At 68.3% G+C, this 20,676-nt stretch carries 18 protein-coding genes; 4 read left to right on the top strand and 14 right to left on the bottom strand.

The genetic code is table 11. The annotated features are described in order from the left end of the window. Positions 1 to 17: 17 nt before the first annotated feature. Positions 18 to 704 carry a response regulator gene (locus tag V3596_RS20520; RefSeq protein WP_334279695.1) on the bottom strand — a complete coding sequence of 229 codons (687 nt, stop codon included), beginning with the start codon at positions 702 to 704 and terminating at the stop codon, positions 18 to 20. Then, positions 701 to 2,335, bottom strand: coding sequence for a sensor histidine kinase (locus V3596_RS20515; protein ID WP_334279694.1), 1,635 nt, complete (start codon positions 2,333 to 2,335; stop codon positions 701 to 703). The genes V3596_RS20520 and V3596_RS20515 overlap by 4 nt, the downstream gene beginning before the upstream one ends. A gap of 94 nt (positions 2,336 to 2,429) precedes the next feature. Here V3596_RS20515 and trxC point away from each other — a divergent pair, with 94 nt between their 5' ends. Continuing rightward, the gene (trxC, locus tag V3596_RS20510; protein ID WP_334279693.1) at positions 2,430 to 2,843 is read left to right on the top strand and encodes a thioredoxin TrxC; all 414 of its coding nucleotides are present in this window, start codon (positions 2,430 to 2,432) and stop codon (positions 2,841 to 2,843) included. Positions 2,844 to 2,852: 9 nt separating this feature from the next. Here trxC and V3596_RS20505 read toward each other — a convergent pair whose 3' ends face one another. The 10 genes from V3596_RS20505 to V3596_RS20460 all read right to left on the bottom strand — a co-directional run bounded on the left by V3596_RS20505 (position 2,853) and on the right by V3596_RS20460 (position 14,657). Next, positions 2,853 to 4,280, bottom strand: coding sequence for a hypothetical protein (locus V3596_RS20505; protein ID WP_334279692.1), 1,428 nt, complete (start codon positions 4,278 to 4,280; stop codon positions 2,853 to 2,855). Further along, entirely contained in the window at positions 4,277 to 5,206 is a 930-nt protein-coding gene (locus V3596_RS20500; RefSeq protein WP_334279691.1) for an ABC transporter ATP-binding protein, read from the bottom strand. The genes V3596_RS20505 and V3596_RS20500 overlap by 4 nt, the downstream gene beginning before the upstream one ends. Positions 5,207 to 5,226: 20 nt before the next feature. After that, positions 5,227 to 5,622 carry a GntR family transcriptional regulator gene (locus tag V3596_RS20495; RefSeq protein ID WP_334279690.1) on the bottom strand — a complete coding sequence of 132 codons (396 nt, stop codon included), beginning with the start codon at positions 5,620 to 5,622 and terminating at the stop codon, positions 5,227 to 5,229. An 88-nt stretch (positions 5,623 to 5,710) separates the two neighbouring features. Further along, positions 5,711 to 6,406 (bottom strand): two-component system response regulator KdpE, encoded by a 696-nt coding sequence (gene kdpE / locus V3596_RS20490; protein ID WP_334279689.1) that lies wholly within the window; start codon positions 6,404 to 6,406, stop codon positions 5,711 to 5,713. Then, positions 6,403 to 9,111: a DUF4118 domain-containing protein gene (locus V3596_RS20485; RefSeq protein ID WP_334279688.1), complete on the bottom strand. Its 2,709-nt coding sequence runs from the start codon at positions 9,109 to 9,111 to the stop codon at positions 6,403 to 6,405. Before V3596_RS20485 ends, kdpE begins: the two co-directional genes overlap by 4 nt. A 19-nt stretch (positions 9,112 to 9,130) precedes the next feature. Further along, a complete protein-coding gene (locus tag V3596_RS20480; protein ID WP_334279687.1) occupies positions 9,131 to 9,964 on the bottom strand; it encodes a TorF family putative porin in 834 nt (277 codons plus the stop codon). 108 nt (positions 9,965 to 10,072) lie between these two features. Continuing rightward, on the bottom strand, positions 10,073 to 10,654 hold the full coding sequence (gene kdpC, locus V3596_RS20475) for a potassium-transporting ATPase subunit KdpC (protein ID WP_334279686.1): 582 nt from the start codon (positions 10,652 to 10,654) through the stop codon (positions 10,073 to 10,075). An 11-nt stretch (positions 10,655 to 10,665) separates the two neighbouring features. Next, complete coding sequence (gene kdpB, locus V3596_RS20470; protein ID WP_334279685.1) at positions 10,666 to 12,753, bottom strand: potassium-transporting ATPase subunit KdpB; 2,088 nt, start codon at positions 12,751 to 12,753, stop codon at positions 10,666 to 10,668. An 8-nt stretch (positions 12,754 to 12,761) separates the two neighbouring features. Then, positions 12,762 to 14,555, bottom strand: coding sequence for a potassium-transporting ATPase subunit KdpA (kdpA, locus tag V3596_RS20465; protein WP_334279684.1), 1,794 nt, complete (start codon positions 14,553 to 14,555; stop codon positions 12,762 to 12,764). 3 nt (positions 14,556 to 14,558) lie between these two features. Next, complete coding sequence (locus V3596_RS20460; protein WP_334279683.1) at positions 14,559 to 14,657, bottom strand: potassium-transporting ATPase subunit F; 99 nt, start codon at positions 14,655 to 14,657, stop codon at positions 14,559 to 14,561. Between the two features lie 219 nt (positions 14,658 to 14,876). On the opposite strand from V3596_RS20460, the gene V3596_RS20455 reads away from it, so the two are divergent. Further along, the gene (locus tag V3596_RS20455; protein WP_334279682.1) at positions 14,877 to 15,257 is read left to right on the top strand and encodes a hypothetical protein; all 381 of its coding nucleotides are present in this window, start codon (positions 14,877 to 14,879) and stop codon (positions 15,255 to 15,257) included. Between the two features lie 21 nt (positions 15,258 to 15,278). Here the strand turns inward: V3596_RS20455 and V3596_RS20450 are convergent, their stop codons facing one another. Both V3596_RS20450 and V3596_RS20445 read right to left on the bottom strand, forming a co-directional pair. Continuing rightward, on the bottom strand, positions 15,279 to 16,541 hold the full coding sequence (locus tag V3596_RS20450) for an acyl-CoA dehydrogenase family protein (protein ID WP_334279738.1): 1,263 nt from the start codon (positions 16,539 to 16,541) through the stop codon (positions 15,279 to 15,281). A 105-nt stretch (positions 16,542 to 16,646) separates the two neighbouring features. Continuing rightward, positions 16,647 to 18,641 carry a monovalent cation:proton antiporter family protein gene (locus tag V3596_RS20445; protein ID WP_334279681.1) on the bottom strand — a complete coding sequence of 665 codons (1,995 nt, stop codon included), beginning with the start codon at positions 18,639 to 18,641 and terminating at the stop codon, positions 16,647 to 16,649. A gap of 101 nt (positions 18,642 to 18,742) precedes the next feature. On the opposite strand from V3596_RS20445, the gene V3596_RS20440 reads away from it, so the two are divergent. Both V3596_RS20440 and V3596_RS20435 read left to right on the top strand, forming a co-directional pair. Continuing rightward, entirely contained in the window at positions 18,743 to 19,972 is a 1,230-nt protein-coding gene (locus V3596_RS20440; protein ID WP_334279680.1) for an efflux RND transporter periplasmic adaptor subunit, read from the top strand. After that, positions 19,969 to 20,676: an ABC transporter ATP-binding protein gene (locus V3596_RS20435; RefSeq protein WP_334279679.1), complete on the top strand. Its 708-nt coding sequence runs from the start codon at positions 19,969 to 19,971 to the stop codon at positions 20,674 to 20,676. Before V3596_RS20440 ends, V3596_RS20435 begins: the two co-directional genes overlap by 4 nt.

The following is a 20,676-nucleotide window of genomic DNA, read 5'->3' as shown; positions in this document are numbered from 1 at the left end:
CGCGGCCGAAAGATTTTCTACAGCGCCTCGACCAGCCGATAGCCGACGCCGGGTTCGGTCAGCAGCCGCTGGGGGTCGGCCGGTTCGGCCTCCAGCTTGGCCCGCAACTGGCCCATGTAGAGCCGCAGGTACTGCGTGTGCTCGGTGAACTCCGGTCCCCAGACGTCGCTCAGGAGGGCGCGATGCGTGACCACCTGGCCGGCGCTGCGCACCAGGCGCGCCAGCAGCTTGAACTCGGTCGGGGTCAGGTGTTGCTCCTGGCCGTTCAGCTCGACCCGGTGAGCCGCCAGGTCGACCAGCAGGCCCTCGCGCTCATAGCGGGTGATCGCTGGCCTGAGCAAGGTGCCGCGATGGCGCATCGCCACGCGCATCCGCGCCAGCAACTCGCCAATGCTGAAGGGCTTGACCAGATAGTCGTCGGCGCCGGCGTCGAGCAGTCTGACCTTGCTGCCGTCCTGATGCCGGGCCGAAATCACCAGCACCGGCGTTCCCTTGCTGCGCCGCAGCTCGGCAAGCAGTTGTTCGCCTTCGCCATCGGGCAGGCCGAGGTCCAGCAGCACGAGGTCGGGTGCATGGTCGTGCTGCATGAGGGCTCGGCCTTCGCTGAGGCTGGCGGCGGTTTGCACCGTGTAGCCCTCGACCTGCAAGGCGTCGCGCAGCGTGGTGCGCAGTTCGCGGTCGTCTTCAACCAGCAAGACCCTCATGGCATGGGCCCTTCGCCCGGTTGAACCTCCACCGGCAACCAGCATTCAAAGCTCGAACCGCCATGCGAGCGCGCCCGGTAGCGCATCTCGCCGCCATGGGCGCGGGCGATCGCGCGGCAGGCCGCCAGGCCGACACCGGCGCCGCGGGCGGCCGAGCCGTCGGGACGCTGGCGGTCCAGCTCCTGGCCGCGCTGGAAGACTTCGAAGATGCGCTGCCGCCAGGCCGGCGGCACGCCGGGGCCGCGGTCGCGCACGGCCAGGACGAGCTTGTCGCAAGGAAACGCCGGGCCGCCCCAAGTTTCCGTGACCCCGTCAGGGGGCGGGCTGGACGCAGGCCGGCCCTGGGGGCGCTCAACGCCTTCTCGCCGCACAAGGATCTCGACACCGCTGGTGCCGGCGTACTTGAGCGCGTTGTCAACCAGGTTCTCCAGCAGCTGCGTCAGCAGCAGGGCGTCGCAGCGCAACAGCGGAAGCTCCGGCTCGATTCGGGCGCGCAGCCGCGGCCCACCCTCCTCCGGCTCCACCGCGCGGCGCTGGCGCACGCGGCGCAGCACGGCACCCACCAGCTCCTCGGCCGATTCCCAGTCGAGCTTGAGCTGAACACCGGGCGCATCGAGCCGAGCGAGCTGCAAGGTGTTGTCGGTGAAGCGGCTCAAGGCGCGCGTCTCGTCCATCACCGTGTCGAGCAGCCGGCGTCGCTGCGCGCTCGTGAGCCTGTCGCCCTGCTCCTGCAAGGCCGAGGCCGCGCCAAGGATGGTGGCCAGCGGCGTGCGGTAGTCATGCGAGATTGCGGCCAGCAGGGCGTTGCGCGTGGCCTGGCCTTCGGCATCGTCATGGGCTCGCTGCGTGGCGCGCTCGGTGGCGCGGCGCTCCAGCGCCTGGCCCATCAGGTCGCACAAGGCCTGGGCCTGCTCGCGCTGGCCGGTGTCTGCTGCACTGGGCAGGGCGATGCGGGCGGCGCCGAAGCTGGTCCTGCGGCCGCGCATCGGCAGGTACCAGGCCGGCAGCTCCTCGTAGCGGCCGGTGCCGGGCCCGAAAGCCTGGCCGGCGCGCAGGCAGGCCCAGAGGCCGTCGTGGCCATCGGCATCGGGCTGGCCATGGATCAGGGCCGCGCCATCGTCATTGCGGGCCGGCAGACGGTCCAGCAGGCACAGCAACTGCACCGGCATGCTGCTGAGCGGCTGCAGGGCCTGGGCCAGCGCGGGCGCTGATTCTGCGGGCTGGGCGGTGTCGCGCAGGCGGTCCGCGAGGCTGCGCAGGGCTTCAGCCTGGGCGGCGTGGCGGCGCGCAGCTTCAGCCTGCCAGCGCAGGCGGGCGAGCAGGATGGAGGAGACCCAGCTCAACGCCACCATCGAGCCCAGCAGCAGCGCATGCTGGCGCAGGTCGATGGCGAAGCTGCCGCGCGGGGGCACGAAGAACCAGTTGAAAGCCAGCACGGCGAGCAGGCTCGTCAGCATGGAAGCCGGCACGGGCAGCCAGAGCGAGGCCAGGGCTGCCGACATCACCAGCAGCATGGACAGGTTGGCCAGGTCGACCCGGCCATCCAGGGCCCACATGGCGAGTGCGCCCAGCAGCCAGACGCCCAGGGCGGCGGCCCGGTGGCGAAGCTGGTTGGTGTGGCTGGCGGTCATGGGCCGCACGGTAGCAGGCGCTGCATCAGGAAAGCATCAGGAATCTACTCGACGGCTTGAAACCCGCGCGGCGGCCCCCAGGTGCATGGACATCATGCTGATCACTTGCACCCACTGCCAGACCAAGAACCGCGTGCCCGACGAGCGCGCAATGCAAGACCCCGTCTGCGGTCGCTGCGGCAAGGCCCTGCTCAGCGGCGAGGTCGTCGAGCTCGATGAAGCCAGCTTCGACGCCGTGGTGGCGGGCAGCGAGTTGCCGGTGCTGGTCGATTTCTGGGCGCCCTGGTGCGGCCCTTGCCGGATGATGGCCCCCCAGTTCGAGGACGCAGCACGCCGGCTCAAGGGCCGCGCGCTGCTGGTCAAGGTCAACAGCGACGAGGCGCCGCGCCTGTCGCAGCGCTTCGCGATCCGCAGCATTCCCACGCTGATCCAGTTCCGCGCGGGGCAGGAGCTGCAGCGCATGTCGGGCGCTCTGCAAAGCTCGCAGATCATCGGTTGGCTGAAGTAGCGAACCCGCTCAGGCCAGGCGGCCGACCGGCAGGGCCTGCGGTGCCGATACCTGCTTGCGCCAGCGGGTGATGCCCAGCACCAGAGTGAGGAGCGCCTGCAGCGAGCCATAAATCCAGATCGGCACACCCGCCCATCTGTAGAGCACATAGCCCAGCAGGGCGCTGGAGATCACGCCAAAGACCAGCAGCACCGGCCCATGGCCCTTGCTGGCCTGGCGAGCCCAGTCGCGCCAGACCAACGCTATCGGCAGGAGATAGGCCAGCAGGAAGGGCAGCAGCATCTCGGCGGGGGCACCGCTGAAACCCATCACCACCGTGGCGACGGCCAGCCCGAGCAGCCAGGTCAGGCCGAACTGCGCGAGCCATTGCCGGGCCAGCAGGCGGTTCAATGCCTGGCCGCGCGGCATGCCGGGCAGGAGCACCAGCAGGCGCTGCTCGTTGCGGGTCTTGTCCAGGGTGCGGGCGATGCCGGTCAGCGGGCCCAGGAGCGCGCTCATCAGGCCGATGGTCAGGCCGAAGCTGCCGGCTCGCAGGAAGTCGACGAAGCCGATCGGAATCCAGAGGCTGCCCAGGCAGACCAGGCCGAAGATCGTGCCGAAGATGATGCAGCCGCTCAGCTGCGCGGTCCAGTGCGTGGCCGGGCCCAGGCCCAGCATGAGCCGGGCGCCAACGCTCGCCGCGTCTGTGCGGCTGCTGAGCCGGCGCAACTCGCGGCGATAGGGGCTTTGCACCAACGTGGTGATCCAGGAGAGGGGTGCTGGCAGCTTGCTGCTGTCCCAGGTTTGCGCACCGTCGCCCTGGCGGGCCATGTCGCGCCAGCGCTCGGAGCGGGCGTAGGCCTTGCGGTGCGCGCCATTGCCCTCGCCCAGCACCTGGAGCAGCGGCAATGGTGGCAGCACCAGACTGACCAGCACGCACAGCGCAGGCCGGCTCTGCAGCAGCTCGGCGGCTTGCGCAAACAGGCCGTTGCGGTAGAGCCAGACGGCAAGGAAGGGCACGACGGACAGCAGCGTCCAGCCCAGCGGCCAGCGCATCAACAGACCCAGGGCGGCCATGCCCCAGGCCGACACGATCCAGGCCGGCAGCGCAGGCAAGCCCATCACCGAGGCGCCCACGGCCATCGGCAGGCTGCTCAGCAGCCAGCCCGCGATCAGTACCTGGCGCAGGCGGGGCACATGGCCCGGCACCAGGCGGGCAGCATTCGGATGGTTCTGCTCCAGCAGATTCACGACCAGTGCACCCCAATAGACGGCCGCAACCGTCATGATCAGATTGCCACCGATGACCCCGGCCACCTTGGCGCTGCCCCAGATCATCAGCACCACGGCCGGCACAAGCACCATGGCGGCCACGATGGCCAGCGTGCGCCAGCCCTTGTCGTTGCTGCGCTGCTGCAGGCCATGGGCCAGGATCAGCTTGTAGGGCGTGGTGTTCATTGCGTCAGCTCCATGAACAGGTCTTCCAGCGTGGGTGCCTGGGTCGGCAAGGCGCCTGGCAACGCGGGCTGGCCTTCGCTGAATCGCACCAGCCAGCGCTCGCGGCCGCCGTCCAGTGCCTGTGCCGAGAGCCGGGCTGCGCCACGGACATGCAGGAGCGTCTGCAGCTGGCTGCTCGGGCCGGTCACGAGGCGGCAGCTCTCCAGCAGCTCGTCCAGTGGCGCCTGCAGCGCGATGCGGCCCTGGCTCAGGAAGGCGATGTTGAACGCCACGCGCTCCAGGTCCGAGAGGATGTGGGTGGAGAACACCACCGTCGTGCCCCGGTCGATCACCTGCTCCACCAGCTCGCGCAGGAAGTCGCGGCGACCGGCAGGGTCGAGGCTCGCCACCGGCTCGTCCAGCACCAGGAGGTCGGGCTCATGGGCCAGCGCGCGGATGATGGACAGGCGCTGCTTCTGGCCGCCGGAGAGCCGCGCGATGGGCTTGTCGCGGGCGATGTCCCAGCGCGACATCAGGCCCTCGACCTTGGCTTCGTTCCACTGCGGATAGAAGCTGCGGAAATAGGCCAGCAGCTGGGCCGGGGTCAGCCATTCGAACAGCTCGGCCTGCTGGGGCACATAGCCGATGCGGGCGCGCGCCGCGTCGTCCAGGCCGGCCACCGGCTGGCCGAACAGCATCGCCGTGCCGGCCGTCGGCTCGCGCAGGCCCAGCAGCGTTTCCAGCAGCGTGGTCTTGCCGCAGCCGTTGCGGCCCAGCAGGCCGACAACCTGGCCGGGCAGCAACTGCCAATCGATGCCGCGCAGCACCTGTTGCGCGCCGAAGTCGACCTGGACGCCTTGCAGATGGGCCGAAGCGCTCGGCTGCGCCTGCTCGGCGTGCAGGCCGACGCTGAGTTTGGACGCGAGCGTGGCAGTTGCGGTGTTCATGGGAGGGTCTTCCTTCTTCTTCACTTCGGTTCTTCGGCAAGGATCTGCTTGAACAGGCCGAGCGCCTGAGTGGCGGGCAGTTCGAGCTGGCGGCTTTCAGCGGCGGCGCGTTCCAGCGTCGGCCGCAGGAGTTCGATGCGTTCGGTGGCTGGCTGGGCCTTCCGGTGCATGGCGGCCACGACCATGGGCAAGCCCCGCCGTCGCTCGAACAGCCCCTCCGCCTCCAGCTGGCTGTAGGCCTTGGAGATGGTCATCGGGTGCACGGCCAGGGCGGCCGAGAGCTCGCGCACCGAAGGGATCTCCTGGCCCGCCTTGAGCTGGCCGGCAGCAATCAGCCGCCGCGCCTGCTCGATCAGCTGGCGGTAGATCGGCTCGGTGGAGCCGGTGTTGATATGGAAGAGGATGGTGTCGCTCACGGCAGGGTCTCAACGTGTACTAGTACGATAGTACACGTATACACCGCGAGTCAAGTGCCGTTCGCGAGGGTGGGTCGACACACCCGATTCAGGGCATCAGCCGATAGCCTACCGCCGTCTCGGTCAGCAGATGCCTCGGCCGTGCCGGCTCGGCTTCGAGCTTCTGGCGAAGATTGCCCATGTAGACGCGCAGATAGTGGCTGTCGTCGGTGTGCGAGGGCCCCCAGACTTCCTTCAGCAGCTGGCGATGGGTCAGCACCTTGCCGGCGTTGGCAATCAGGTGGGTCAGCAGCCGGTATTCGGTGGGCGTGAGGTGAACGGGCTCGCCGGCGCGCAGCACGCGGCGCGCGGCCAGGTCAACCGCCACCTCGCCAAAGTGGAACACCGGCTGCGCGGCCTGGTCCGCTACCGCCAGAGACTGGCGCCGCCGCTGCGCCACGCGAACGCGCGCCATCAGCTCTCCAATGCCGAAAGGCTTGCTCAGGTAGTCGTCGGCGCCGGCGTCGAGCGCGGCGATCTTGTCTTCCTCGGCCGTGCGGGCCGAGAGCACGATGACAGGCACGCCCGACCAGGCACGCAGGTCGCGCAGGTACTCCACGCCGTCGAGATCGGGCAGGCCCAGGTCCAGCACGATCAGGTCCGGGTGGCGGGTGCCGGCATCGATCAGGCCCTGGCGGGCGGTCTCGCATTCGTGCACTTGCCAGCCTTCCGCCTCCAGCGCCAGGCGTACGAAGCGGCGGATGCTGGGCTCGTCTTCGACGATCAGGGCGACGGGTTCGTTCATTCGGATTCGATCTCGGGCATCTCAGGCGGTTGACCCAGCGGCAGCTCGATGCAGAAGCGCGCGCCGCCGCCAGACACTTCGGCCGCCTCTGCCCAGATGCGCCCGCCATGGGCTTCGACGATGGCCCGGCAGATTGCGAGGCCCAGGCCCACGCCCGGCGTGCTGGACTCCCGCTCGCCACGGGTGAACTTGTCGAACAGGCGATCGATCTGCGCGGCCGGCAGGCCGGGGCCGTTGTCGGCCACCTCCAGGTGCAGCTTACCGTCTGGGTTGCGCGCTGCGATGCGGATCACGCTGCCCGGCGGCGTGTACTTCGCCGCATTCTCGAGCAGGTTCCCGAGCACCCGTTCCATCAGCGCAGCATCGAGGTTCAGCAGTGGCAGGCCCTTTGGCAAGTCCAGCTCGATGCGATGGCCGACCAGCACCTGCTCCAGCGCCTGCAGGCTGCTGCCCACCACCTCGTCCAGCGGCTGCCACTGCAGGTTCAGCCGCACGGCGCCGCTCTGCAGGCGCGCCATGTCGAGCAGGTTGTTGACCATGGCGCCCACGCGCTGGGACTGCTGGCTCAAGGTCAATGCCAGCTCTCGCGCCTGGCCATCCAGGTCCGGCTGAGCGGCCAGGGTCTGGGCCATGCCGTAGACCACGGCCAACGGCGTGCGCAGGTCATGCGACAGGGCGGACAGCAGCGAGTTGCGCAGCCGCTCCGACTCGATCTGCACCAGCGCGCCCTGCGCGACCTCGACGTAGTGCACGCGCTCCAGTGCCTGAGCCACGATGCGCCCATAGGTCTCCAGCTGCGCGCGCAGCTCGGGCTGCAGTACGCTGCGGTTGCTGCTCGGGCGCAGCGCCAGCACGCCGCGAGTGCGCATCGCGGCCGACAGTGGCAGGAAGAACCAGGGGCTGCCGGGCAAGGTGTCGGTGGCCAGGCCCGCCGGGCGGTCGTGGTCGAAGGCCCAGCGCGCCGTCCCGGCATCGGGCCGCTCCGCATCTGCCAGTGCCGCTTCACGCGGCGAGGGCTGCAGGCGGTCCTGCAGGTCTAGCGAGTAGACGAGAGCCTGGCCATGCACCTCGCGTGCCAGCGCCTGCTCGGCGATCTCCAGCACCTGCTCGGCCTGCAGCGCGCCGGCCAGGTCGCTCGTGAGCTCGAACAGCGCGCGGGCGCGGGTCTCGCGCTCGGCCGACACTCGAGCCTGGTAGCGCAGGCCCGCAGTTAACTGGCCGGTGACCAGGCCCACGGCCAGCATAACGGCGAAGGTGACCAGGTACTGGACGTCCGACACCGCGAAGCTCAGCTTGGGCTCGACGAAGAAAAAGTCGAACAGGCCCACGCTGAGGAAGCTGGCCAGCACGGCCGGACCGCGGCCCAGTTTCAAGGCCACGCCGACCACGGCGAGCAGGAACAGCATGACGATGTTGGCCTGTGCGAAATGCCATTGCAGCGGCCAGCTGAGTGCCGCAGTCAGCGCGCATGCGCCGGCGGCCATCCCGTAGTGGCGCATCTGGCGCGGCCAGTCTTGCTCGTCGCTGCGCTTGGGCGTCTCGACGTCCGGCGCCACTGGCGAGGCCGCCACGGCCACCACGTCGAGCTCGGGCGCCACCTCGCCCAGGCGCTGAGCCAGCGGCCGCGGGCCGGCCAGACGCCGCCAGGTCGACAACGGCTCGCCTCGGCCCAGCATCAGCTTGGAGAGGTTGTGCTCGCGCGCATGCGCAGCAAGGGCCACGGCGGGGTCCTGCTGCTGCAGCACGGCCGTGGTGGCACCCAGCTCGTGGGCCAGGCGCACGACGCGCAGGATGCGCTCGCGCTGCGCATCGGGCAGGCGCTGCAAGGCCGGCGTCTCCACATAGACCGCATGCCAGCTGACGTTGAGCTGCTGGGCCAGCAAGGCGGCGCTGCGCACCACGCTCTCGGCGGCCGGTGTGGGGCCGATGGCGCAGAGGATCGCGGCTTCGGTCTTCCAGACCTCGGCCACGCGCTGGTTGCTGCGCCAGGCCTGCACGTCGTCCTCGACCCGGTCAGCCGTGCGCCGCAGCGCCAGCTCGCGCAGGGCCATCAGGTTGCCCTTGCGGAAGAAGTGCTGCGTGGCACGCTCGGCCGCTGCCCCGGTGTAGACCTTGCCGGCCTTCAGGCGCGCGAGCAGCTCATCGGCCGGCGTGTCGACCAGCACGACCTCGTCGGCCCGGTCGAAGAAGGTGTCGGGCAGGGTCTCCTGCACGCGCACGCCGGTGATGCCACCGACCACATCGTTGAGGCTTTCCAGGTGCTGGACGTTGAGCGTCGAGTAGACGTCGATGCCGGCGGCCAGCAGCTCCTCGACGTCTTGCCAGCGCTTGGGGTGGCGCGAGCCGGGCACGTTGGCGTGTGCCAGCTCGTCGACCAGGATCAGCGCGGGCTGGCGGGCGAGCGCGCCGTCCAGGTCGAACTCGGGCAGGCTCCTGCCCCGGTACTCGATCAATTTCGGCGCCAGCATCGGCAGGCCCTCGGCCACGGCAACCGTCTCGCTGCGGCCGTGCGTCACGACCACGCCGGCCAGAACATCCACGCCCTCGGCCTTGAGCTTGCGCGCCGCCTGCAGCATGGCGTAGGTCTTGCCCACGCCCGCCGAGGAGCCGAAGTAGATGCGCAGCTTGCCGCGCCGGGCGGCCTCCTCTTGCTCGCGCAGCTGGGCGAGCAGCGCGTCGGGGTCGGGGCGGGGGCTGTCGATCATGCTGAGGCGGATTCTCGGCTCAGAAGCTCTTGCCGGCGCTGATCACGACCCCGGCCTGGCCCAGGCGCTTCGCCTGCTGGCCGGCGGCGTTGCCAGCCTGGTAGAAGTCGCGCCTGGCATCGGTGCCCACGAGCGCTCCGGTCCAGGTCAGGCCGGCCATCTCCTTGGCGAGCGAGAGCTTGTAGTCGCTGTAGGAGAGCTCGCCATAGTGGCGCACGCTCAGGTGGCCGGCATGCAGGCCCAAGGTGGCACCGTCGCCCAGGTCGAGGCTGTAGTTCAGGTCCAAGTAGGTCGAACCCTTGGAGGCGCCGCGCGCCGCCAGGCTGCTGAAGTAGGCATAGCCGGCCGTGGTCGAGCTCAGGCCGAAATAGTCGGTGGCGGCATACGACAGCTTGGCGCTGAAGGCGCCGGCCGACACGGCGGCGTAGAGGTCCACGTTGGTGTACTTCTCGTTCGTCGCCACGCCCGGCGCGCTGTTGAGCTTGGCGCCGGGGTAGACATAGGCCAGCGCGCCCAGGTCAAGGGTCAGGTCTTGCGAGAGCGCAAACTTCCAGCCGCCGTAGAGGTCCAGCTCCAGGCCGGCGCTGTTGTTGTAGCTGTTGCCCGAGACATTGGAAGCCCAGGTGCCCAGGTAGAAGCCGCTGGCATGCGAATAGTCGAAGCCGCCCTGCAGGGCCGGCAGTTTCCAGGTTTGACTGATGCCGCGGAAGCGGTAGTCGCTGTTGAGGCTCAGGTTGCCGGTCAGCGTGTGCTCGGGCGTGGCGGCGGCGGCGGGGCTATCGGCCTCGGCGCGGGCCAGGCCGGTCAGCATGGTCAGGGAGGCAATGGCGATCAGGGAAAGGTTCTTGGACATGATGGGATGGTTCCGAAAAGAGAAAAGCGATGAAGCCCACCCCCGTTCAACGCTCGCTCCTGGGGCTTCATCGGGGCGCCTTCAGGCGCCCGAAAGGGGTGCTTGGACTCAGACGGGCTTGGCCGCGTCGAGTGCCAGATTGAGCTTCAGGACGTTGACGCGCGGCTCGCCGAGCACGGCCAGGTCGCGGCCCTCGGTGTTGGCGTCGATCAGGCGTTGCACCTCGGCGGCCGACAGGCCGCGAGCACGCGCGACCCGCGCTACTTGATAGCGGGCAGCCGCCATCGTGATGTGCGGGTCCAGGCCGCTGGCCGAAGCCGTGACCAGGTCGGCCGGAATCGGCAGCTGGTTGTCCGGGTCGGCGGCGCGCAGGGCCTCGACACGGCCCTTGACCGCATCGGCCAGGGCCGGGTTGATCGGTCCCTGATTGGAGCCCGAGGACCCGCCGGCGTTGTTGGACATCGGGCCCGTGGCCGACGGACGACCCCAGAAGTACTTGGGCGCCGTAAAGCTCTGGCCGATCAGCTCGGAGCCGACGGCCTTGCCGCCCTGCTCGATCAGCGAGCCGGCCGCCTGCCGCGGGAACAGGCCCTGGCCGACACCGGTGACCAGCATCGGATAGATGAAGCCGGTCACCGCGCTAAGCAGCACAAAGGTGGTGAGGGCGGGACGGAGATAGGTCTTGATCATGATGAATGTCCTCAGACGAGGTGCAGGACCACCAGCAGCCAGTCGATCGCCTTGATGCCGATGAAGGGCACGATCAGGCCGCCGAGGCCGTAGACAAGCAGGTTGCGGCGCAGGAGCGCAGCCGCGCCGATGGCACGGTAGGGCACGCCTTGCAGGGCCAGCGGGATCAGGGCAATGATGATCAGGGCGTTGAAGATCACCGCCGACAGGATGGCCGAGGTGGGGCTGTGCAGGCCCATCACGTTGAGTGCCGAGAGCTGCGGATAGACGCCCACGAACATCGCCGGGATGATGGCGAAGTACTTGGCCACGTCGTTGGCGATCGAGAAGGTCGTCAGCGACCCGCGCGTCATCAGCAACTGCTTGCCGGTCTCGACGATCTCCAGCAGCTTGGTCGGGTTGGAATCGAGGTCGACCATGTTGCCGGCCTCTTTCGCGGCCTGCGTGCCGGTGTTCATGGCCACGGCCACGTCGGCCTGGGCCAGAGCGGGCGCGTCGTTGGTGCCGTCGCCGGTCATGGCCACCAGGCGGCCTTCGCCCTGGTAGTCGCGGATCAGCTTGAGCTTGGCCTCGGGCGTGGCTTCGGCGAGGAAGTCGTCCACACCGGCTTCCGCCGCGATGGCCGCAGCCGTCAGGCGGTTGTCGCCGGTGATCATCACCGTCTTGATGCCCATGCGGCGCAGCTCGGCGAAGCGCTCCTTGATGCCGCCCTTGACGATGTCCTTCAACTCGACGACGCCGAGCACACGGGCGCCATCGGCCACCACCAGCGGCGTGGAGCCGCGGCGGGCGATCTGGTCGACCGCGTCATTGACTTCGCTCGGGAAACGACCGCCCAGGGTCTCGACCCAGGCGCGCACGGCCTCGCCTGCACCCTTGCGGATGCTGCGGTTGGGGGCTGCGGCGTCACCGAAGTCCACGCCGCTCATGCGCGTCTGCGCCGAGAAGTGGACGAAGTGGGCCTGCAGGGCCGTGATGTCGCGCTCGCGCAGGCCGAAGCGGGTCTTGGCCAGCACCACGATGCTGCGGCCTTCGGGCGTCTCGTCGGCCAGCGAAGCGAGTTGCGCCGCGTCGGCCAGCTGCTGCTCCGATACGCCTGGCGCTGGCAGCATGCTTGCTGCCTGCCTATTCCCCAGGGTGATCGTGCCGGTCTTGTCCAGCAGCAGCACGTCCACGTCGCCGGCGGCTTCGACCGCGCGGCCCGAGGTGGCGATCACATTGGCCTGCATCATGCGGCTCATGCCGGCCACGCCGATGGCCGAGAGCAGGCCGCCGATGGTGGTCGGGATCAGGCAGACCAGCAGCGACACCAGGGCCGTGACCGTCACCACCGTGCCCGCACCGGCCGCCTCGACGCTGAAGATCGAGTAGGGCAGGAGCGTGGCCGTGACGACCAGGAACACCAGCGTCAGCGCGATCAAGAGGATGGTCAGCGCGATCTCGTTGGGCGTCTTCTGGCGCTTGGCGCCTTCGACCATGGCGATCATGCGGTCGAGGAAGGACTCGCCCGGGTTGACCGCCACGCGCACCACCAGCCAGTCGGACAGCACGCGGGTGCCGCCGGTGACGGCCGAGAAGTCGCCGCCCGATTCGCGGATCACCGGTGCCGATTCGCCGGTGATGGCGCTCTCGTCCACCGAGGCCACGCCTTCGATCACGACGCCATCCAGCGGCACCATGTCGCCGGCCTCGATCAGCACGGTGTCGCCCTTGCGCAGTTCGTCGGAGGGCTGCGGGTGCCACTGGGCACCATGCTTGGGCTCATGCAGCTTCTTGGCCCAGGTGCGGGCCTTCAGGCCGCGCAGCGAGGCCGCCTGGGCCTTGGAGCGGCCCTCGGCCAGCGCCTCGGCGAAGTTGGCGAACAGCACCGTGAACCACAGCCACAGCGAGATGGCCAGGATGAAGGCGCGGCCTTCGGTGCCGGCATAGCTGGCATCGAACAGGCTGGCGACGAACAGGCCGGTGGTCAGCAGGCTGCCGATGTAGACGACAAACATCACCGGGTTGCGCCATTGCGCTTGCGGACTCAGCTTGACGAAGGACTGGACCAGGGCCGGCTTGACCAGCTGCGGGTCGAACAGGGGAAGATTGGTTTTCATGATGACGATCACTTCCAGAGCTGCAGCTGCTCGACGATGGGGCCGAGCGCCAGCGCCGGGACATAGTTCAGGAGGCCGACCAGCAGCACCGTGCCGATCAAGAGCACGATGAACAGCGGGCCATGCGTGGGCAGGGTGCCGTTGCCAACCGGGATGCGCTTCTTGGCACCCAGGCTGCCGGCAATCGCCAGCACCGGCACGATCACGCCGAAGCGGCCTATCCACATCACGATGCCCAGCAGCGTGTTGTAGAAGGGCGTGTTGGCGGACAGGCCGGCGAAGGCGCTGCCGTTGTTGTTGCCGGCCGAGGTCAGCGCATACAGGATCTCGGAGAAGCCATGGGCGCCGGGGTTCAGGATGCCGGCCTTGCCGTCTGCCGCAAGCACCGCGATGGCCGTGCCGGTCAGCACGACCAGCGGCGTCACCAGGATGGCGATCGAGATCATCTTCATCTCGAAGGGCTCGATCTTCTTGCCCAGGTACTCGGGCGTGCGGCCAATCATCAGGCCGGCGATGAAGACCGCCAGCAGGGCGAAGATCAGCATGCCGTAGAGGCCCGTGCCGACACCGCCGAACACCACTTCACCCAGCTGCATCATCACCAGGGGCACCATGCCACCCAGCGGCGTCATGGAGTCGTGCATGGTGTTGACGGCGCCGCAGGAGGCGGCCGTCGTGATCACGGCGAACAGCGAGCTCGTCGTGATGCCGAAGCGGGCTTCCTTGCCTTCCATGTTGCCGCCGGCCTGCAGACTGCTCATCTGCTGGTCGACCGCCAGGGAAGTGAATGCCGGATTGCCGGCCTGCTCGGCCGTCGTCGCAGTGATCACGCCGGCGAAGAAGAGCACGCTCATCGCGGCCAGCACGGCCATGCCCTGGCGGCCGTCGCCGATCATCTGGCCGAAGGTGAAGCACAGGGCCGCCGGGATCAGGAAGATCGCCAGCATCTGCACGAAGTTGGACAGCGGCGTGGGGTTCTCGTACGGATGGGCCGAGTTGGCATTGAAGAAGCCGCCGCCATTGGTGCCCAGCATCTTGATCGCTTCCTGCGAAGCGACCGGGCCCATGGCCAGCTGCTGGGTCGGCGTCGAGGCGTCCTCGGTCACGACCTGACCCTTCTCATCCTTCAAGGGCTGGCCGTCCGTGCCGAGCTTGGGCGTCTGGTAGTTGTTAACTTCCAGCGTCGTCACATCCTTGTAGGCGTCGAAGTTCTGCACCACGCCCTGGCCGACCAGGAACACGGCCATGACGAAGGAGATCGGCAGCAGCACCCACAGGGTGATGCGGCTCATGTCGGTCCAGAAGTTGCCGATGTCGCTCAAGGCCTTGCCGGCGAAGCCGCGGATCAGGGCGAACACGACCGCAATGCCGGTGGCGGCGGACACGAAGTTCTGCACCGTCAGCGCCAGCATCTGGGTCAGGTAGCTCATCGTCGACTCGCCGCCATAGCCCTGCCAGTTCGTGTTGGTGACGAAGCTGATGGCGGTGTTGAAGGCCGAGTCCGCCGAGATCGCTCCCATGCCTTGCGGGTTCAGCGGCAAGAGATGCTGGAAGCGCTGCAGCCCGTAGACCACAAGCACACCGATGAAGTTGAAGACCAGCAGGGCCACGGCATAGCGCTTCCAGCCCATGCCTTCATCGGCTTTGACGCCGGCCAGGCGCAGGAGGCCGCGCTCGGTGGCCAGCATCCAGCCGGGCAGCCGGCCGGTGGCGACCTTGCTCAGCCAGCGCGACAGCGGCCAGGCCAGCAGCAGAAGCACGCCCATGTAGAGCGCCAGTTGGGTCCAGGCAAGGGTGCCCATGATTCAGAGCTCCTCGGCGCGCCACAGCGCGACGACCAGGTAGACGAACAGCCCGCCGGTCGCGAGACCGCAGGCCCAGTAAAGAACAGCAAGGGAATTCATTGCTTGACCTCCAGCCGCTGGCTGGCTTCGGCCAGGCCGACCAGCAGGGCGAATAGCAGGGCGGCGAGGCCCAGGTACAGCCAGTCCATGGCTTTCTCCAACGCGTTTGTTGCGATGCAGCAGAGCTTAGGCAGGGCCGTCTCAACTTGTTGTCGAGAGCCGGGCGGGCGGTATCAAGAAGCTGTAAAGACTTGCGTGGCGGCGGCTAGGATGCCGGGCATGAATCTGCGCACCCTGCTCTTGCTGGCGCTCGTGAGCCTGCCCGTGGCGGCGCAAGCTGCCCCGCCGCGTTGCCTGGCCTATGGCCCGGCCATCTCCAGCATCGGCGGCCGCCTGGAGAAGGTGGCCGGCAAAGCCCCTGGCGAAGAGGCCCTGGTGCTGGTGCTCACCCAGCCAGCCTGCATGACGGCCGGCCGCGAGCAGGCCGATGCGAAGGCGATCAAGCAGGTGCAGCGCGTGCTGATATTGGCCGACGCCCGGCGCCATGCGCAGCTCAGCAAGCGCGTGGGCCAGCGCATGGGTTTGCGCGGGCGTTTGAGCCCGGCGCCGGCCGGGGCTCACCGCGCGCCCTTGCAGCTGGCGCTGGTGATGCCCGAGTAGAGACTTGGAAGGCGGCGGGCTTCAGGAGCCTCGCGTCACCGGCATCTGCACCTTGTCGGCGGGCAGTTTCATGTGGCTGGCCAGTTCCAGCTTGGCCAGCGAGTTGCGGTGCACTTCGTCCGGGCCGTCGGCCAGGCGCAGCGTGCGCTGGTGCGCCCACATCATGGCCAGCGGCGTGTCGTCCGACACGCCCATGCCGCCATAGACCTGGATGGCCCAGTCGATCACCTTCAGCGCCATATTGGGCGCGACGATCTTGATCATCGCGATCTCGGCCTTGGCGACCTTGTTGCCCACCGTGTCCATCATGTAGGCGGCCTTCAGCGTCAAGAGGCGTGCCTGCTCGATGCTGCAGCGCGATTCGGCGATGCGCTCCTGCGTCACCGTCTGCTGGGCGATGGTCTTGCCAAAGGCCACGCGGCTGATCGCGCGCTCGCACATCAGGCCCAGCGCGCGCTCGGCCGCGCCGATGGAGCGCATGCAGTGGTGGATGCGGCCGGGGCCGAGGCGCCCTTGTGCGATCTCGAATCCACGACCTTCGCCGAGCAGGATGTTGGAGGCTGGCACGCGCACATTCTTCAGCTCGACTTCCATGTGGCCGTGCGGCGCGTCGTCATAGCCAAACACGCTCAAGGGACGGATCACGGTGATGCCCGGCGCATTGGCCGGCACCACGATCATCGACTGCTGCTCGTGCCGCCCGGCTTCCGGATTGGTCTTGCCCATCACGATGTAGACGGCGCAGCGCGGGTCACCGGCGCCGGAGGACCACCACTTGCGGCCGTTGATCACGTACTCGTCGCCATCCCGCTCGATGCGGCATTCGATATTGGTGGCATCCGACGAAGCCACGGCGGGCTCGGTCATCAGGAAGGCCGAGCGGATCTCGCCCTTCAGGAGCGGCTCCAGCCATTGGTCCTTCAGCGACTCGGAGGCATAGCGCTCCAGCGTTTCCATATTGCCGGTGTCGGGTGCCGAGCAATTGAAGATCTCGGGCGCCCAGGAGACGCGGCCCATGATCTCGCACAGCGGCGCGTATTCGAGATTGGACAGCCCTTCCGGCGCGCGGCTGGACTTGGGCAGGAACAGGTTCCACAGGCCGGCGGCGCGGGCCAGCGGCTTGAGCTCCTCGATCACCGTGGTCGGCACCCAGGCATTGCCCTTGGCGCGGTTGGCGGCGATCTCTTCATGGAAGCGGCGTTCGTTGGGATAGACGTGCTGATCCATGAAGGCCAGCAGGCGTTCGCGCATCTGCTGGACCTTGGGGCTGTAGTCGAAGTTCATGGTCATGAGGCACTCCTGATCTTGGCGTGACCCGAGTGTGAACCAAGCTCGCCGCGCCGCCTGTCGCCGAGGCGGCAGGCTGTCTCCCGCGGCTCAGACAAGCCCTCAAGCCGTCAGCAGCTTCTCTTCCGCCAGTGCCAGCGCCTCGTTGACGCCCGACAGGACCAGGGTGTCGCCAGGTCGAAGGGCCAGTTCGTCAGCTGCCTGCAACACGGCGCCACCGGCACGGCGCAACGAGACCACCGAGACACCGACCGCATGCAGGGCCAGGTCACCGAGCTTCTCGCCGGCATGGGGGCTGGCTTGCGGCAGGGTGACGCTGCGCAAGCGCACCTGCGCCCGCTCCTCGATGCCGTCGTCGTCAGCGCCATGGAAGTAGCCGCGCAGGAGGCCGTAGCGGGCATCCCGTGCATCGCGGGTCAGGCGGATCACGCGGCGCATCGGCACGCCGACCAGGGCCAGCGCATGGCTGGCCAGCATCAGCGAGCCCTCGATGGCTTCAGGCACCACCTCGGTAGCACCGGCGGCGCGCAGGCGCTCGAGGTCGCTGTCGTCGATGGTGCGGACCACCACCGGCACCTGCGGCGCATGGGCCTGGACCAGGTGCAGGATCTTCAGCGCCGAAGGCGTGTCGGGATAGGACACCACGACGGCGCTTGCGCGCGCCAGGCCCGCCGCCATCAGGCTTTGCAGCTTGGCAGCGTCGCCGAAGACCACGCTCTGGCCCGCTGCCGCGGCCTGGCGCACCCGGTCGGGGTCCAGGTCCAGCGCCATGTAGGGAATGTGCTCGGTGTCCAGCAGCCGCGCCAGGTTCTGGCCGCTGCGGCCGTAGCCGCAGATGATCACGTGGGCCTCGGTCTTGATCGACTTCTTGGCGATGGTCGTCAACTGCAGCGACTGCATCATCCAGTCGCTGCTGGAGAGCTTCATCACGATGCGGTTGCTGTACATGATCAGGAAGGGCGAGGCCAGCATCGACAAGACCATGCTGGCCAGTACCGGGCTCACCCACTGCGGCGAGATCAGCTGATGCTGGGCGCCGAGCGTCAGCAACACAAAGCCGAACTCGCCGGCCTGCGCCAGGTAGAGGCCGGTGCGCAGCGCGGTGCCTGTGGGTGCGCGCAGCAACTTGGCCAGCAAGGCGATCAGGCCTGCCTTGGTCGCGACGGGCAGCAGCGTCAGTAGCAAGACCAGGGGTAGCTGCTCGGCCACCGGCCGCCAGTCGAGCTTCATGCCTATGGTGATGAAGAACAGGCCCAGGAGCACGTCGTGGAAAGGCCGGATGTCGGTCTCCACCTGGTGCTTGTATTCGGTTTCGGCGATCAACATGCCGGCGACGAAGGCGCCCAGCGCCAGCGACAGCCCGGCGTGTTCGGTCATCCACGCCAGGCCCAGGGTGACAAGGAGCAGGTTGAGCATGAACAGCTCTTCGCTCTTGCGCCGGGCCACCAGCGTAAGCCACCAGCGCATGGCCTTCTGCCCGCCCCACAGCAGGATGCCCAGGAGCACCACGGCCTTGAGCCCAGCCCAGCCCAGCGACTGCAGCATCACCGTACCTTCGCTGTTCAAGGCTGGTATCAGCACCAGCAGCGGCACCACGGCCAGATCCTGGAACAGCAGCACGCTGACCACGCGCCTTCCATGCTCGCTTTCCAGCTCCAGCCGTTCAGCCATCAGCTTCACGACGATGGCCGTGGAGCTCATGGCCATGGCGGCGCCCAGCACCAGTGCACCCTGCCAGCCAAGCTGCCATTGAATGCCCAGCAGCGCGAAGCTCCATTCCAGCATCACGTTGCCGATCACCGCACCGACGATGGTGACCAACACCTGTGCCAGGCCCAGGCCAAACACCATCGCCCGCATCGAGCGCAATTTGGGCAGGTTGAACTCGAGCCCGATGACGAACATCAAGAACACCACGCCGAACTCGGCCAGGTAGCGCACGCCAGCGGTGTCCTTGGCAAAAGCCAGCGCATTGGGGCCGATCAGCACGCCGACCGCCAGGTAGCCCAGCATGGGCGGCAGCTTCAAGGAACGGCACAGCACCACGCCGGCCACGGCGGCGACCAGGTAGAGCAGGACGAGTTCCAACGATGTCATGGTCGGGATGGTAAGGGGTGAGTTTCCTCATCCGGCGCCATGCCTTCCCCGGAGTACCATGCGCCGCGGCCCTGGAGGGCCCTTCGGAGGAGAACCGGACAATGCAGAGCAAGAGCAAGCAGAGGCTGCGCCGCGGCCTGATCGCCGCCGTCGTCATCGGCCTCGGCGCAGGCGCCTGGTGGGCCTGGGGCAAGAGCCATCCCACGGCGCCACCGCCGCCGCCATTCCGCACGGCCACCATCGACCAGGGCCCGATCACCCAGGTGGTCAGCGCCAACGGCAACTTGCAGGCCATCGGGCTCGTCGTCGTCGGTGCGGCTGTCAATGGCACGGTCATGGAGCGCAAGGCCGACTTCAATGACCGCGTGAAGAAAGGCCAGATTCTCTTGCGCCTGGACGACACGCCGTATCAAGCCCGCCTGCGCCAGGCGCGAGCGCAGCTCGTTTCGGCCGAAGCCCGCGTGGCCTTTGCCGCCGGCAGTCATGAGCGCAACGAAAAGTTGGCGGCACAAGGCTTCATTGGTGCGGCCCAGAGCGACCAGAGCCGGCGCGAGCTGGACATGGCGCGCGCCGACGTGAACGCCGCGCGCGGCCAGGTCGAGGCGGCCGAGAACGACGTGGCCCGCTGCACCGTTGTTTCGCCGGTGGACGGCGTGGTGATCAAGCGCAGCGTGGACGTGGGCCAGACCGTGGCCGCCAGTTTCCAGACGCCCGAGCTGTTCCAGATTGCCCGTGACCTGGCCTTGATGGAAGTGGGCGTCAACGTGAGCGAGGCTGACGTGGGCATGATCCGCGAAGGCCGGCCGGTGCGCTTCTCGGTCGATGCCTTCTCGGAGCGCGAGTTCGAAGGCAAGGTCCGCCAGGTGCGCCTGGGGGCGACCAATCAGCAGGGCATCGTCACCTATGCCGTGATCGTGGACGTGGACAACCGCGACGGCCTGCTCAAGCCCGGCATGACGGCGCAGGCCCGCATCGTCGTCGCCACCAAGCCGCAGGTGCTGCGCGTGCCGACGGCGGCGCTGCGTTTCCGCCCGGATGAAGACGCGATGGCTGCGGCCAAGCCGGCGTCAGGCGCATCGGCGGTGGCTTCCGCTGCCGCAGCGTCGGCCGTAGCCGCGGCATCGAATGACGACGGCGTGCTCAACCAGTTGCGCGGCGGCGTGCGGGTCCACAAGGTCTACACGCTGGATGCCCAGGGCAAGCCGCAGCCGACCGAGGTGACGGTGGGCCTGTCCAACACCCGCTACACCGAGCTGGTCAGCGGCAAGCTGAAGGCAGGCGACGCCGTCGTCACCCGCGCCAAGAACGCGAACAAGGACGACAGCAAGTGAGCGCAGCCCCCCTGATCGAACTGCGGGGGCTCACCAAGAGCTACCGCAGCGGCGAGATCGTGACGCCGGTCTTGCATGGCATCGACCTGGATGTGGCGCGTGGCGATTACGTGGCCCTGATGGGTGCCAGCGGGTCGGGCAAGAGCACCTTGATGAACCTGATTGGTTTGCTGGACCGGCCCGACGAAGGCCGGCTGTCGCTGGCCGGTGCTGACGCAGCCAAGGCCGACGTGAATGAGCAGGCGCGCATCCGCAACCGCGAGATCGGCTTCGTGTTCCAGAGCTTCAACCTGCTCAAGCGCATGACGGTGCTCGACAACGTCGCCCTGCCGCTGGTCTATGCCGGCCAGTCGCGCAGCGCTGCGCGTGAGCGCGCCACCGAGATGCTCGGCAAGGTGGGGCTGGGTGCGCTGGGCAAGCGCCTGCCCAACCAGCTCTCCGGAGGCCAGCAGCAGCGCGTGGCGATTGCCCGCGCGCTGGCCAATCGCGCGCCGCTCCTGCTGGCCGATGAGCCGACCGGCAACCTGGACAGCCAGACCACCAGCGAAGTGCTCGATGTGTTCGAGCAGCTCAATCGCGACGACGGCCTGACCATCGTGCTGGTCACGCACGAACCCGACGTGGCCATGCGGGCCAAGCGCCTGGTGCGGCTGAAGGACGGTCGCATCGCTTTTGACGGCAAGCCCGGCACGGAGGTGCACTGA

The sequence above is a fragment of the Roseateles microcysteis genome, from assembly GCF_036880965.1.
GTDB lineage: Bacteria > Pseudomonadota > Gammaproteobacteria > Burkholderiales > Burkholderiaceae_C > JAUASW01.
Note: the sequence above shows the minus strand (reverse complement) of the source record. Positions and strands in the feature narration are given on the sequence as shown.